Below are 15195 nucleotides of genomic sequence, written 5' to 3' on the forward strand. Positions count from 1 at the left end.
AAATGGTCTATGCTACAGTAGCATAAGGGAAAAATGAAGCCCATTTTTTTCAGTGTAGGCATTCCGAGAACTGATGTCAAACAACGCTCTGACATCACAAAGGACTGTAAAGAAAAAATATTGACAAATAACATGATGAAAGCTATAATCATGTTTGTTGCTCTTAGAGGTGATACAATTGAAATGGACAGTTTATCAGTTACATCAAAAAGCTAAAAACAGCTTCGATTTTCATGAGACGGTTGACTTAAATGAACTTACTAGCCTTCATTCAGATATACGTCGCATTTCACCAGTAGAGGTGAAAGGGACTGGAGTGATCGAATCAAAGCAAGTCGCATTTGATTTAACCATCACAGGTGAAATGACATTGCCTTGTTCGAGAACGCTTGTTGATGTAAATTATCCATTTGCGATTTCAACGAAAGAACTATTTGTACTTCATAAGACAGACGACATAGAAGATGAAGACGTTTCTATTGTAGAAGACGACATCATCGACTTAACGCCTTTAGTCAAGGAAGAAATTCTTCTTGAAGTGCCGATGCAAATCTTTTGCGATCAAACTGACGTAAAAGGTGCTGCACCACAAGAAGGGAATGACTGGGCGGTCATTTCGGAAGATGCACATCAAAACCGAATTGATCCTCGTTTGGAAGGCTTGAAGAAGCTCTTAGAAGAAAATAATGAATCTTAACTCTTTAAGGAGGTGGGAATAATGGCTGTACCTTTTAGAAGAACTTCTAAAATGAAAAAAAGATTGCGTCGTACGCATTTCAAACTACAAGTATCTGGTATGGTAGCTTGCCCAGAATGCGGTGAAATGAAAATTTCTCATCGTGTCTGCAAATCTTGCGGAACATACAAAGGCAAAGACGTAAAAAGCAACTAATGCTTGATAAAAAACGTGAGGGAATCTTCCCTTGCGTTTTTTTATTTGTCTATTTTTTACGATTCTCTCCTGCAAATAGTCTATCTACTCTAGTAGGCGCATATGATGTGGTATTCAGATTCAGGGGGGGATGATCAATTGACGATTACAAGGCAGGACGCATGGACACAGGATGAAGATTTACTTTTAGCAGAAGTCGTCTTAAGGCACATTCGAGATGGAGGAACGCAGCTTTCCGCATTTGAGGAAGTTGGTAAGGCATTGTCAAGAACCGCGGCAGCATGCGGTTTCAGGTGGAATTCATACGTGAGAAAACAATATCAGGCAGGCATAGAACTGGCAAAAAAACAGCGGAAAGAATTGCGTAAAAAAATAGGGATTCATTCCTCTGGTTTACCACAACATGCGTTAACCATAGAAGAGAAGACATCTTCAAACGAGGCAGAATTGACCCTTCGAGAAGTGATTCAGTTTTTAGAGCAGCTTGAAAAAGAACCTGATGGACCTGCTCATTTACGCGAAGAACTGGCAGATGCACAGCATCAATTAAAGTCACTTACGAAAGAAAATGAACACTTAAAGCGGCAATTAAAAATGACAGAAGAAGATTACCGGGCACTCATAAGTATCGTTGAAAGAGTCAAACAGAATATAAGCTTAAAAGAATATGCTAAATAAAGAGACGCCCCTCACAGAGAAAGGAGGGGCGTTTTGTGATCAGCCTTTAAGCGGATTCACCTGTATTTTTTTGAATATGTGCGGGCTCCCAGATGAGTGGATTTTCACCCTTATCGCGCTCCATATCATATTTGACTGCTTCAAAGCCCATTTTATCCCAAAAACCGGCAGATTTGACACGCGGATTGGTCCGAATTGGCAATCCGAACGATTTAGCGAATTCAACAAGTGCTTCGCCGTACCCTTTGCGCTGATACCCAGGAAGCACTTCCAGCTTCCACAGCTCTAAATAATCATGGTTGTGGTTAAAATACGTTGTCGTTGAGCCGTCCACTTGATAAAGGCTCATACGTGCCACTAGCTTATCTCCAAAATAAATCCCATAAAATGGAGAGTTGCTATCGTTTTCAATCATATTGCTTTCAAGGTCTTCAAGCATGGATAACTCTTGTATGCCGTATTCCTTAAATTGTTTAAATTCCTCTAAAGTTTTGTAATTAATTAGAAGTCGTTTTACTTGTGCCATATGATCTTCCCCCTTACACACATAATGTCGACAGTGATGTCATTGAAGGCGTTTTCATCCCATCCGCCTCAAAAAGTTTTTACACTTATTATTATAGTTTTTAAATTTAAAAAATTCAATCGTAGCGCGTCATCTGCTTTTTGCATCACGACATGAACCTGTTAAAATAGTTGATATCAGGAAGTAAACGAAAAAGGGATGTGCGGCAGTTGAACATTGGAATCATTGGCGGCGGTGCGATTGGTCTGCTCTGTGCTAGTTATTTAACGCAGCATCATGACGTCACAGTCTTTACAAGAAGAAACGAACAGGCAGAAGAGATTCGAGCATTCGGTATTGAGCGAACAGTAAAAGGAGAAACATGCCATGCGTTTGTTCATGCACAAACAGGAATAACAGGAGAATTTGATTTGCTCATCGTGACAGTGAAATATCATCATTTGCAAGATGTGCTTAGTGAACTATCGACATTATCTCCTCATCGTATCTTATTTTTACAGAACGGAATGGCTCACTTATTAGATTTGGAGAATTGGGAAACGGGACATTCATTATACATAGGTGTGGTAGAGCACGGAGCTATGAAGATGTCAGATCATGAAGTGAACCATACAGGTATCGGTGTCATCAAGTGGGGGGCATTTCAGCATGAAGCAGCAGCTGATATAAAAAAAGCATTGAATGAGACATCATTCCATTTTCAGATGGTCTATACGGATGAATGGAAAAAGGTGCTGCAGGAAAAACTGCTTGTCAATGTCTGTATTAATCCGCTTACGACTTTACTGCATGTGAGAAACGGGGCATTAATTCAAAATCCTTCATATGAATACATGATGAAATGTGCATTTGAAGAAGCAGTTTCTATCTTGAGCTTACCTGAAAAAGAGCGACTCTGGGCTTATGTCAATACTGTTTGCGAGAATACGGCTGAGAATCAATCATCTATGCTTCAAGATATAGTAAAAGGCCGCCAAACCGAAAGAAAAGCTATCCTTGGCTATCTTTTAAAAAAGGCTCAAGCACAAGGTGTTGCGGTGCCACATCTCACTTTCTTTGATCGAAGCTTGGAAGTATTGGAAAAAAAGCAAACAAAATCTTTTGAGTGAGCTCATTTACATGCTATACTTTTTCGGGAAACTAACTATTTATTGAAGAAAGGAAGTTCTAAACATGCAATTGACTGAACTTTCCATCCGAAGTCAGAATTTATTCATACGTGATTATATAGAAGAAAAAAAAGAGATGACGACTTTTTTTGATTATGATATACATTCTGAGCACACATGGAAAAAGAGATACGACGATCTCATGGAAATGAGCTTCCCGCGCGAGGCTTTAGCGGATTATATGAGTGCATACCACACAAAGTTTGAATCGGCAGCGATGCGTCAGAACATTGAAAAGATCCGTGACAAGCGGAGTGTCATGGTGGTCGGAGGGCAGCAGGCTGGTTTATTAACAGGACCGCTTTATACCATACATAAAATCATATCCATCATTCAGTTTGCAAAAGAAAAAGAAACAGAACTTGGCGTCCCAGTGATTCCGGTCTTTTGGGTAGCCGGTGAGGATCATGACGTAGATGAAATTAATTTTGTGTACACATCTGGCGAAAAAGGGCCAGTGAAACAAAAACTGTCATTACATAACGTCAAAAAAGCGGCTGCGAAAAGAATCCCGCTTGATCAAGAAAAAACTGAGATATGGCTCCGTGATGTATTTTCAACATATGAAGAATCTGCATATACCAATGATTTGCTTGTACAGCTTCTTCGATGTTTACGCAAATCACAAACGTTTACTGATTTCTTTGAATGGATTGTATGTGACCTCTTTGAAGAAGATGGGCTGCTTTTATTTAATTCAGGTGACTTAGGTGTCAAACCACTCGAGCGTACGTTATTCAAGCACATTGTCGAGACAAATGATGAGGTTACTAATCGTTTAAATGAATCACAGGCTGCTATGAAACGAGCAGGATATCAGCCGATTATTGAAGCCGGTGACAATCAGGCGAATCTGTTTTACGAATATGATGAGGAACGTTTCCTAATTGAAAAAGAGAACGGCCGGTTTTTGATATCAGAAGTGGGGCTTACATGGACAAAGGAAGAGCTTTTGAAGGAAGTTGAGGAGCACCCAGAGCGATTTAGCAACAATGTGGTGACGCGTCCCTTGATGCAGGAAACCCTTCTCCCGACACTTGCTTTTATGGCAGGACACGGTGAGGTTAACTATTGGGGAGAGCTGAAAGGAATCTTTGAGCATTTTCAATTAAAGATGGCGCCTGTTCTTCCGAGACTGCATGTGACCATTCTTGAAAGACACATCGACAAGAAACTGCCAGTTAGAGAACTGTCGGTAGAAGAAGTGCTCACAAATGGAGTAAAAGAAAAGAAAGACGCTCACTTTCAGCAAAGCCTTCCAGACAGCTTTGTTCAAGCGGTTGAACATGCCAAACGTGAATTGGCTAATGCTCATGGCGTGATGAGACAAGAAGCACTGGAGATTGAACCAAACTTCGAGCAGCTGCTAGATAAAAATGCCAAATTTATTGAAGACCAGCTTCAATTTGTGTATCAAAAGGTTGCGCAGCGTGTGGAAGAGAAGGAAGGATATATCCTTCGGGACTTTGAACGGATTGAAAATAGTTTAAAACCACTAGATGCCCCACAAGAAAGAATTTGGAACATCATGTACTTTTTAAACAAATATGGTCCAGAATTCTTCAAAACGTTCAAAAATCTGCCATTTTCATTTCAAAACAAGCAACAAATTGTCAAACTTTGAAATAAAGTTTTAATGAACCCTGACTAGTTCAGGGTTTTTTTTTATGGAGAAACAGTGTAGAATAAGTTTTGTGGAGAGAAGTGGTGGATAGTGGAGAGTAAGGGTGAGAAAGTGGGGCTCTGATTATCATGTTCATGGGTGAATACCAACATACGATTGATACAAAAGGGCGCATGATCATCCCTGCTAAATTTAGAGACGGTCTCGGAGAACAGTTTGTGCTGACGAGAGGGCTTGATCAATGTTTATTTGGCTACCCTATGAGTGAGTGGAAACTAATCGAAGAGAAACTCAAAGCACTACCGCTAACGAAAAAAGATGCACGTGCGTTTACCCGGTTCTTCTTCTCTGGCGCAGTCGAATGCGATCTGGACAAGCAGGGGCGTATTAACATCGCATCAAACCTACTCCAATATGCAAAACTCGAAAAAGAATGTGTGGTCATCGGCGTTTCAAATCGAATTGAGTTGTGGAGTAAGTCGATCTGGGAACAATATACAGAAGAGCAAGAAGATTCTTTTGCTGAAATTGCTGAAAACATGATTGGATTTGATATATAATAATCCCTTGTGCAGCAAGCTTTCTACACATTCATTTCTATTTGAAAAAGGTGGGACCATAACATCATGTTTCAACATGAGACAGTATTATTAAAAGAAACAGTTGACGGTTTAAACGTAAAAGAAGACGGTACATATGTGGACTGCACGCTAGGCGGAGCAGGTCATAGCTCATATTTACTATCTCAATTATCAGAAAAAGGTACATTGATTGGTTTTGACCAAGACGATGCTGCACTGGATCATGCACGAGAGAAGCTCGCGGGTTCTAAAGCGAACATTCTTTTCATAAAAAGCAACTTCCGATATTTAAAAGAACGTCTGAATGAACAAGGTATTACAAGCGTAGATGGTGTGATTTTTGATCTTGGGGTATCATCTCCTCAGCTCGACACACCAGAGAGAGGCTTTAGTTATCATCATGATGCACCTCTTGACATGCGAATGGATCAATCAGCCGCATTGTCGGCAAAAAAAGTGGTCAATGAATGGCCATTTGAAGATCTAGTTCGGATTTTCTACAAATATGGGGAAGAAAAGTTCAGCAAGCAAATCGCACGCAAAATTGAAGAAGCAAGAAAAAAAGCGCCAATTGAAACAACGGGTGAGCTTGTCGACATCATCAAAGAAGGAATTCCGGCACCTGCAAGACGAACTGGCGGACATCCAGCGAAAAGAGTGTTTCAAGCGATCCGAATTGCCGTAAATGATGAATTGAAAGTATTTGAAGAAGCACTAGAACAAGCAATAGAGTTACTCAATCCGAAGGGGAGAATTTCTGTCATTACATTCCATTCACTTGAAGACCGGATTTGTAAAAGTACATTTAGAGAAATGTCTTCTCTTCCAGAACTTCCGCACGGACTACCAGTGATTCCAGAAGGACTTGAACCAAAGCTGAAGCTGATCACGAGAAAACCGATCGTTGCATCAGAACAAGAGCTGGAACATAACAACCGTGCCCGTTCAGCGAAGCTCCGAATTGCAGAAAAAAAGTAAAACGACACCATAGATGATGATAAAAAGGAGGTTTCTTATGAGTAATTTGGCTTATCAAAGAGAAGTGAAGCAACATCAAACAGAGCAGCAAGGCCAATCGGTTGTCATTAAAAGAAGAGGTTCTATCACACTTGGTGAAAAAATCTTACTTGTCATGTTTGTCATGGCTCTTATGTGCAGCTCGATTCTCATCATTTCTAAAGCTTTTGCTGTCTATCATGCCAATATCGAAGTGCAGAAGCTAGAACAGCAAGTATCTTTAGAATCGAAGAAAATCACTGAGTTACAAAAGGAAAAAGACTTGCTGAGTGAACCAGAAAGAATCATCGAAGCTGCAAAAAAAGCAGGCTTAAGCATATCGAAAGATGTTAAGAAGGTCGATTAACATGGCGATGCCTAAAAAGAATAAAATGATGAACAGAGGCGCGGCAATTGCAAGTATTTGCTTCGCCCTGTTTTTCTTTATCATCCTAGCACGTTTTATCTATATTCAAATTACTGGAACGGTTGATGGACAAGTATTAGCCGCTAAGGCAAATGAACAATATCAATCGAAGAAAACACTTGAAGCCAAAAGGGGATCTATTTTAGACCGGAATGGAAATGTGATCGCTGAGGATACATCTGTGTATAAACTCATTGCGGTCATGAGCAAGAAAATGACAGTGGATCTTAAGCATCCAATGCATGTCGTCGATAAAGAAAAGACGGCAAAAGAGCTCTCAAAAGTCATCGATATGAGCGAAAGCGAAATTTTAAAGCGTCTCAATACAAAAGATGCATTCCAAGTGGAGTTTGGTAAAGCGGGGAAGGATATTAGTTTTTCAACGAAGGAAAAAATTGAAAAGCTAAAACTTCCAGGTATTGCTTTTGAAAAAGACACGAAGCGCTATTATCCAAACGGCATGTTTGCCTCTAACCTCATCGGTTACGCCAGATTAAATGAGGCGACAAAGGACATGTCAGGTGCAATGGGACTTGAGAAGGCACTGAACAAATATTTAAAAGAAAAAGACGGCTATGTGACATATAACAGTGACAGAAGCGGATGGGCCTTGCCGAATAGTAAAGAAGACATTGTCGCACCGAAAGATGGGAAAAATGTCACGCTGACCATTGATCAGAAAATTCAAGCGTTTCTTGAAGAAAGTATGACACAGGTTGCCAAAAAGTATAAGCCGAAGAAAATCATTGCTACAGTCGTTGATCCGAAAACTGGAAAGGTTCTCGCAATGGGACAGCGACCAAGCTTTAATTTAAATGAACTAGACATTACGAATTATAACAATGATGTGATTTCATATGCGTTTGAACCAGGTTCAACGATGAAGATCTTTACCTTAGCAGCGGCGATCCAAGAAGGGGTCTACCAAGGCAATGATAAATATCAATCTGGTACTTATAAAGTAGGCGGCGGACTTGTAAGAGACCACAACAATGGAAATGGCTGGGGCAAAATTGATTTTCATCAAGGGGTTCTTCGCTCATCAAACGTGGCCTTTGCAAAGCTCGCAAAAGAAAAACTAGGCTTCACACGATACGAACAATATTTGCAAAAGTTCCATTTCTATGACAAAACGGGGATTGATTTGCCGAACGAGGCGTCTAGCAAAATCAATTATAGATATGAATATGACAAAGCATCGACTGCTTATGGTCAAGCATCAGCTATCACACCGATTCAACAAATTGAAGCAGCCACAGCGATAGCAAATGGCGGAACAATGATGAAGCCATACGTCATTGACCATATTACAGACCCGAACACAAACAAAACGATTTTGCAGCACGAACCAACAGCAGCAGGAAAACCAATTTCATCTGATACAGCGAAGCAAGTCCGGGACATTTTAGGTGAGGTTGTTTCTTCAAAAATTGGAACAGGTCAGCCTTACCAAATCAAAGGCTTCGACGTTGCTGGGAAAACAGGAACGGGGCAAATTGGTGGTGCCGGCGGTTACCTCCAAGGACGAAACGATTATGTCTTTTCATTTATGGGAATGGCGCCAAAAGATGATCCGAAGCTACTTGTGTATGTGGCTGTTCAGCAGCCGCAGCTGTCTGAAACAGAAACGGGGTCGGCTCCGGTTTCTCAAATCTTTAACCCTGTCATGAAAAATAGTTTGCTATATTTAAATATTGCACCAACAAAAACAGACGATAAGAAATCAGGCGAAGAAAAAGTGAAACAAGAAACGATGCCTTCTTACCTGGATTTAGAAGTGAAGCAGGCAGAAACAGAAGCCAAAAAGAAACACTTAACGCCTGTTGTCATCGGCGACGGGCTCTCCATTAAACGCCAGTGGCCGAGTGCCGGCTCTGAATTCTCTGAAAACCAGAAAGTGTTCTTGAAAACAGCAGGTAAAACCATTAAGATGCCTGATATGACAGGCTGGTCCAGAAGGGAAGTCCTTCAATATGCTTCGATTGCCGGTGTGCATATAGAAACAAATGGACAAGGATATGCTGTGAAACAAAGTGTCAAAAGTGGAGCAGAGATTTCAGACAAAGTCGTCACTGTGACATTTAAAAGTCCAAATTAACTTGAAACCTAGCAAATCACTTGCTAGGTTTTTTTCTGTTGCTCCAGCAGAATATCAAGGAGCGTTCTACAAAAGGACGGGCCTGCATATGATGAAAATAAGCCATATGTAAGGAGTGAACCGGGCGTGCGAGTGTCGAGTGTAACAGTGAGAAAACGATTGCTTTTCGTGCTGCTGTTTGGGGTGATCATTTTTTTCATCATAGATACTAGATTAGGATATGTGCAGTTTATTATGGGCGAGAAGCTGACAAGCTTAGCAAAAGATTCATGGAGTAGAAACCTTCCATTCGAACCGGAACGAGGAGATATCTTGGACCGGAATGGAGTAGAGCTTGCGACGAACAAAAGTGCTCCATCTATTTTAGTTGTCCCTCGGCAAATTAAAGATCCTGCAGAAACAAGTAAGAAATTAGCAGCAGTGCTGAATATGTCTGAAGAGAAAGCGTACAAACACGTCACGAAGAAAACATCAATAGAACGAATTTCACCTGAGGGCAGAAAGGTATCACATGAAAAAGCAAAAGAAGTGAGAGAGCTTGATTTAGAAGGTGTGTATGTAGCAGAAGACAGCATCAGACATTATCCGTTTGGCAGCTTTCTTTCACATGTACTTGGTTTTGCTGGAATCGATAATCAAGGCTTACTTGGACTTGAAGCCTACTATGATGACGACCTAAAAGGCGAAAAAGGCTCTGTGAAATTTTATTCTGATGCAAAAGGGCAAAAAATGCCAGATGAAGCAGATGATTATACACCCCCTAAAGATGGTCTTGATATGAAATTGACAGTCGATGCAAAAGTACAAACTATCATAGAACGGGAATTAGACAACGCGCAGGCAAAGTATAATCCTGATGGTATGATTGCGATTGCGATGAATCCGAAAAATGGTGAAGTGCTCGGAATGTCGAGCAGACCAGATTTTGATCCAGCTGATTATCAATCAGTTGATTCAAAAGTGTTCAACCGAAATCTACCGGTGTGGAGCACATATGAGCCGGGTTCAACATTTAAAATTATTACACTTGCAGCAGCATTAGAAGAGAAGAAAGTTAATTTAAAACGTGATTCATTTTTTGACAGCGGATCTGTGACGGTTGATGGTGCAAGGCTTAGGTGCTGGAAAAAAGGAGGACATGGATCGCAGTCATTCTTGGAAGTCGTTCAAAATTCCTGTAACCCCGGCTTTGTCGAGCTGGGAGACCGACTGGGTAAAGAAAAATTATTTTCTTATATCAAAAATTTCGGATTTGGCCAAAAAACCGGAATTGACCTTCAAGGAGAAGGACGTGGGATTTTGTTCCCGCTTGATCGTGTAGGTCCTGTAGAGCAGGCGACCACGGCCTTTGGTCAAGGTGTTTCTGTTACACCGATTCAACAAGTGGCTGCAGTAGCAGCTGCAGTAAATGGTGGGACACTTTACACGCCATATATTGCAAAAGAGTGGATAGATCCAATCACAAAAGAGGTCGTGAAAAAGCAATCGCCTATTGCCAAAAAGAAAGTGATTTCAGCAGAAACATCTAAAGAAATCAGGTATGCACTTGAAAGTGTAGTCGCCCAAGGAACTGGCCGAAATGCATTTGTTGAAGGGTATCGGGTCGGCGGAAAAACAGGAACAGCCCAGAAGGTAAAGGACGGAAAGTATATGGAGAATAACCATATTGTGTCGTTTATCGGTTTTGCGCCTGCCGATGACCCAAGTATCGTAGTCTATGTGGCTGTGGATAACCCAAAAGGCACCATTCAATTTGGTGGTACCGTTGCCGCGCCAATTGTTGGTCATATTATGCGGGATAGCCTGCCTGAGATGGGTGTGAAAAAAAGAAAAGGCCAAATTGAAAAGAAGTATCAGTGGCTGGACACAAAAACCATTGAAGTACCGAATCTTGTAGGAGGATCTGTTTCAGATCTTGAATCCCTCTTGATTAACTTAAAGATCGATGCCTCAGGAACTGGCAGTAAGGTAGTGAAGCAATCACCTGCTGCGGGGACAAAGGTCAAAGAAGGCTCGACGATCAGATTATACTTAAACGATGAATAATAAAGAATAGACAGAGGGTAGCCGCACTCATTTGGCTACCTCTTTTTGTTGAAAGAGAAGGACAGTTTGAAAAAAAGAGTCCAAAGTGTGTTTTTTCCAACAGAAACTTAAGGAATACGCTGGATGTATCCTTTTTTTTACGATAAAATATAGACTGTGTGTTTTTTTCACAAGACATGCACGTGAACGAATTTGAGAGGTTTGATATGAAAATGAAATTACAAGAACTGCTTACATACTTTAAAAGTGAAAACAACGAATTGATAAACGAAAATCCTGATATCACTTCCATTGAAATGGATTCAAGAGAGGTGAAAGAGGGAAGCCTTTTTGTCTGTATAAAAGGCTATACAGTAGATGGACACGATTACGCTGAAAAAGCGGTGAAAAGCGGGGCTGCAGCCATTGTAGCAGAACACCCACTTAACATAACAGATGTACCAGTCATTATTGTGAAACACTCTCAAAGAGCACTTGCAAGAATAGCTGATGCGTTTTATGAACAGCCCACTCATAAGCTGAATCTCATTGGGATCACTGGTACAAATGGAAAAACCTCAACAACACACATGATCGAACAAGTGATGAGAAAAGCCGAAAAGAAAACAGGCTTAATCGGTACGATGTATATGAAAGTGAATGATGACATTCTCGACGTGAAAAATACCACACCTGAAAGTGTCACACTTCAGAAAACGTTTAAACAGATGCTTGATCAAGATGTAGACACAGCCATCATGGAAGTATCATCACATGCCCTCCATCTTGGCAGAGTACATGGATGTGATTATGATATTGCGGTTTTCACAAACCTTACACAGGACCATCTTGACTACCACAACACAATGGAAGAATATAAACATGCGAAAAGCTTGTTGTTTTCTCAGCTTGGAAGTGCCTTTCATCACAATAAACCGAAGCATGCGATTTTAAATGCAGATGATGAGGCTTCGAGTTATTTTGAAAAAGTCACTGCTGCTGAAGTCATGACGTATGCCCTAGAGCAAAAAGCAGATGTCATGGCAAAAAATATTCAAATCATGCCGAAGGGAACTCAATTTGATTTGGTCACTCCAATCGGCACCAAGAAAGTGACGGTTGCCCTCGTCGGGAAGTTCAATGTGTATAATATCCTTGCAGCTGTATCAGTTGGGATCGTATCTGGCTTAACATTTGAGACGATCGTGAGTGCGATTGAAGAGCTTGAAGGAGTCAAAGGCAGATTTGAACTTGTAAACTGCGATCAAGATTTCCCGGTCATCGTCGATTACGCGCATACACCTGACAGTTTAGAAAATGTCCTCACAACGTGTAGAGAATTAACAGAGGGCAAAATTTTCTGTGTGATTGGCTGCGGTGGTGATCGTGATAAAACAAAGCGTCCTCAAATGGCTCAAATCGCTGTGAAATATGCAGATGAACCTGTATTTACGTCAGACAACCCAAGAAGCGAAGATCCTTCAGCCATTTTAAAAGATATGGAAAATGGGGTACCAGACGCATATTATCATAGCTTTGTGAATCGGAAACAAGCGATTTTCTTTGCCATTGCCAATGCAAAAAAAGGCGATACAGTCCTAATAGCGGGTAAAGGCCATGAGACCTATCAAATTATTGGCGATCAAGTCTATGACTTTGATGATGCAAAAATTGCTGTTGACGCTATTTTAGACCTAAACAAATCTTAAAATGATGAAAAGAGTGTAATGAAATGAAGCATTTTGTACAAAAACAACATACGAAGAACAAGAATGAATACCATAATAATGAATGCAATTTTCTGATGGGAAACGGCTTTGGAAATTCGGAAGGAGTAAAGAACGATGCTTGAACAGGTGATATTGTTTACAATCATAATGGGATTTTTAATCAGTGTTCTTTTATCCCCGATTTTTATACCGTTTTTAAGAAGGCTAAAATTTGGTCAAAGTATTAGAGAAGAAGGCCCGCAATCGCACCAAAAGAAATCTGGAACGCCGACAATGGGCGGCATCATGATTATCTTTTCTATCACTATTACAACAATTGTGATGATCAACAAATTTTCTGAGATTAGTCCAGAAATGTTTTTACTGTTATTTGTCACACTTGGTTACGGCCTATTAGGATTTTTAGATGATTATATTAAAGTAGCGATGAAACGAAATCTTGGATTAACATCGAAACAGAAATTAATCGGTCAAATTGTGATCGCTGTGATCTTTTATGCAGTTTTCCATTATTATCAGTTTGCAACGACAATTCGCATTCCAGGCACAGACGTCAGCTTTGATTTAGGATGGGCTTACTTTATCCTTGTTGTCTTCATGCTTGTCGGAGGTTCTAATGCCGTAAACTTAACAGATGGACTGGATGGTCTCTTATCTGGAACAGCTGCTATTGCTTTCGGTGCATTTGCTATACTGGCTTGGAATCAATCGCAGTATGATGTAGCAATCTTCTCAGTAGCTGTTGCAGGCGCCGTCCTTGGCTTCCTTGTGTTTAACGCACATCCTGCAAAAGTATTTATGGGTGATACAGGTTCTCTAGCTTTAGGCGGAGCTATTGTAGCAATTGCGATTTTAACGAAGCTTGAAATTTTACTTGTCATTATTGGTGGGGTATTTGTTGTAGAGACGTTATCCGTTATTCTTCAAGTCATTTCCTTTAAAACAACCGGCAAAAGAATCTTTAAGATGAGTCCACTTCACCACCACTATGAATTAGTTGGCTGGTCAGAGTGGAGAGTAGTTGTCACCTTCTGGACAGCTGGTTTATTACTGGCTGTTTTAGGAATTTACATCGAGGTGTGGTTATAATTGAATAAGATGCAAATGTTAAAAAACGAACATGTACTAGTATTAGGTCTTGCTAAAAGCGGATATGCGGCAGCTTCAATTCTTCATGAACATGGAGTAAATGTGACGGTAAATGATCAAAAACCATTTGAAGAGAATGAACCTGCTCAGCTACTTTCTGAAAAGGGGATTGATGTCGTTTGTGGCAGTCATCCTCTTCGTATATTCGAAGATAAAGACATTACAATTTTAATTAAAAATCCAGGCATTCCTTATGAAAATGTGATGGTTCAAGAAGCGCTTCGCCGTCAAATTCCAGTTTGGACTGAAATAGAATTAGCGTATCATTTAACCTCATCTCCTTTTATTGGGATTACTGGATCGAATGGAAAAACCACTACTACGACATTAATTTATGAAATGCTGAAAAAAGACAGCCAAAAAACATTAGTGGCTGGTAATATTGGAACAGTTGCCAGTGAAGTCGCTGCAAATGCAGATGGCGATGAGTGGATCGTAACGGAACTCTCTTCTTTTCAGTTAATGGGGACAGTTGAATTTAGACCGAAAATCAGCTTAATATTAAATATTTTTGATGCACATTTAGACTATCACCACACTCGTGAAGAATATGAAAAAGCAAAGCAGAAAGTATTCGCACATCAACATGAAGATGACATTGCTGTCATTAACTTAGATGATCCTTCAGTTGTAAAATTAGCAGAAGGTTCAAAAGCAAAAAAAGTGTTTTTCTCAGTGAAAGAGCCAGTAGAACATGGTGCGTTTATTCAACATGGTGCAATTTACTACATGAATGAACATATCATTGATGTAAAGGATGTTGTCCTTCCTGGTGAACATAACCAAGAAAACATTTTGGCAGCTATTTGTGTTGTGAAAAATGCAGGTTGCTCAAATGATGCAATCGTTCACGTTCTCACGACATTTGGTGGAGTGAAGCATCGTCTGCAATTTGTAGATACAATTCAGAGTCGGAAATTTTATAACGATAGTAAAGCAACCAATATTTTGGCAACAAGTAAAGCATTGTCAGCTTTCGAACAACCGACTATTTTGTTAGCAGGTGGACTTGATCGAGGCAATGAATTTGATGAATTGAAACCTTTTATGAAACATGTAAAAGGAATGATCACATTTGGTGAGACTGCATCTAAGTTTGTGAAGCTTGGTGAAGAGCTTGGAATACATCATGTAAAACATGTCGATAATGTTGAACAAGCAGTACCTGCGGCGTTTAACATATCTGAAGAAGAAGATGTGATTTTATTATCTCCGGCTTGTGCAAGCTGGGATCAACATAAAACATTTGAAGAACGTGGAGACATGTTTGTAAACGCCGTGCATATGCTTAAATAAGGGC

The 15195-nt window shown here is 40.3% G+C and carries 14 protein-coding genes; 13 read left to right on the forward strand and 1 reads right to left on the reverse strand.

Features of this window, described 5'->3' with window-relative positions; genetic code table 11:
* Positions 1 to 178 precede the first annotated feature (178 nt).
* The 3 genes from NKR21_RS08040 (at position 179) to gerR (ending at position 1570) form a co-directional block, all read left to right on the forward strand.
* Positions 179 to 697 (forward strand): YceD family protein, encoded by a 519-nt coding sequence (locus tag NKR21_RS08040; RefSeq protein WP_003210956.1) that lies wholly within the window; start codon positions 179 to 181, stop codon positions 695 to 697.
* Between the two features lie 21 nt (positions 698 to 718).
* Positions 719 to 892 carry a 50S ribosomal protein L32 gene (rpmF, locus tag NKR21_RS08045; RefSeq protein ID WP_144455949.1) on the forward strand — a complete coding sequence of 58 codons (174 nt, stop codon included), beginning with the start codon at positions 719 to 721 and terminating at the stop codon, positions 890 to 892.
* 138 nt (positions 893 to 1030) lie between these two features.
* On the forward strand, positions 1031 to 1570 hold the full coding sequence (gene gerR, locus NKR21_RS08050; protein ID WP_144456044.1) for a sporulation-specific transcriptional regulator GerR: 540 nt from the start codon (positions 1031 to 1033) through the stop codon (positions 1568 to 1570).
* A 46-nt stretch (positions 1571 to 1616) separates the two neighbouring features.
* Here the strand turns inward: gerR and NKR21_RS08055 are convergent, their stop codons facing one another.
* On the reverse strand, positions 1617 to 2096 hold the full coding sequence (locus tag NKR21_RS08055) for an N-acetyltransferase (RefSeq protein ID WP_003211702.1): 480 nt from the start codon (positions 2094 to 2096) through the stop codon (positions 1617 to 1619).
* A 209-nt stretch (positions 2097 to 2305) separates the two neighbouring features.
* Here NKR21_RS08055 and NKR21_RS08060 point away from each other — a divergent pair, with 209 nt between their 5' ends.
* The 10 genes from NKR21_RS08060 (at position 2306) to murD (ending at position 15191) form a co-directional block, all read left to right on the forward strand.
* Positions 2306 to 3205 (forward strand): 2-dehydropantoate 2-reductase, encoded by a 900-nt coding sequence (locus tag NKR21_RS08060; protein WP_144455951.1) that lies wholly within the window; start codon positions 2306 to 2308, stop codon positions 3203 to 3205.
* Positions 3206 to 3269: 64 nt separating this feature from the next.
* Entirely contained in the window at positions 3270 to 4889 is a 1620-nt protein-coding gene (gene bshC, locus NKR21_RS08065; protein ID WP_144455953.1) for a bacillithiol biosynthesis cysteine-adding enzyme BshC, read from the forward strand.
* A 128-nt stretch (positions 4890 to 5017) separates the two neighbouring features.
* The gene (mraZ, locus tag NKR21_RS08070) at positions 5018 to 5449 is read left to right on the forward strand and encodes a division/cell wall cluster transcriptional repressor MraZ (RefSeq protein WP_003211163.1); all 432 of its coding nucleotides are present in this window, start codon (positions 5018 to 5020) and stop codon (positions 5447 to 5449) included.
* A gap of 66 nt (positions 5450 to 5515) precedes the next feature.
* Positions 5516 to 6448 carry a 16S rRNA (cytosine(1402)-N(4))-methyltransferase RsmH gene (gene rsmH / locus NKR21_RS08075; protein ID WP_012009863.1) on the forward strand — a complete coding sequence of 311 codons (933 nt, stop codon included), beginning with the start codon at positions 5516 to 5518 and terminating at the stop codon, positions 6446 to 6448.
* A gap of 37 nt (positions 6449 to 6485) precedes the next feature.
* A complete protein-coding gene (gene ftsL, locus NKR21_RS08080; RefSeq protein ID WP_012009864.1) occupies positions 6486 to 6833 on the forward strand; it encodes a cell division protein FtsL in 348 nt (115 codons plus the stop codon).
* Positions 6834 to 6840: 7 nt separating this feature from the next.
* Entirely contained in the window at positions 6841 to 8991 is a 2151-nt protein-coding gene (locus NKR21_RS08085; RefSeq protein WP_222117050.1) for a penicillin-binding protein, read from the forward strand.
* 126 nt (positions 8992 to 9117) lie between these two features.
* Complete coding sequence (locus tag NKR21_RS08090; RefSeq protein ID WP_012009866.1) at positions 9118 to 11037, forward strand: stage V sporulation protein D; 1920 nt, start codon at positions 9118 to 9120, stop codon at positions 11035 to 11037.
* A 212-nt stretch (positions 11038 to 11249) separates the two neighbouring features.
* Positions 11250 to 12725: a UDP-N-acetylmuramoyl-L-alanyl-D-glutamate--2,6-diaminopimelate ligase gene (locus NKR21_RS08095; RefSeq protein ID WP_041816230.1), complete on the forward strand. Its 1476-nt coding sequence runs from the start codon at positions 11250 to 11252 to the stop codon at positions 12723 to 12725.
* Between the two features lie 135 nt (positions 12726 to 12860).
* Positions 12861 to 13835: a phospho-N-acetylmuramoyl-pentapeptide-transferase gene (mraY, locus tag NKR21_RS08100; RefSeq protein ID WP_003211854.1), complete on the forward strand. Its 975-nt coding sequence runs from the start codon at positions 12861 to 12863 to the stop codon at positions 13833 to 13835.
* Positions 13836 to 13844: 9 nt separating this feature from the next.
* Positions 13845 to 15191 carry a UDP-N-acetylmuramoyl-L-alanine--D-glutamate ligase gene (gene murD, locus NKR21_RS08105; RefSeq protein ID WP_391509294.1) on the forward strand — a complete coding sequence of 449 codons (1347 nt, stop codon included), beginning with the start codon at positions 13845 to 13847 and terminating at the stop codon, positions 15189 to 15191.
* Positions 15192 to 15195: the final 4 nt, after the last annotated feature.

Origin of the sequence: Bacillus sp. 1735sda2 (assembly GCF_024159245.1) — a bacterium.
GTDB lineage: Bacteria > Bacillota > Bacilli > Bacillales > Bacillaceae > Bacillus > Bacillus pumilus_O.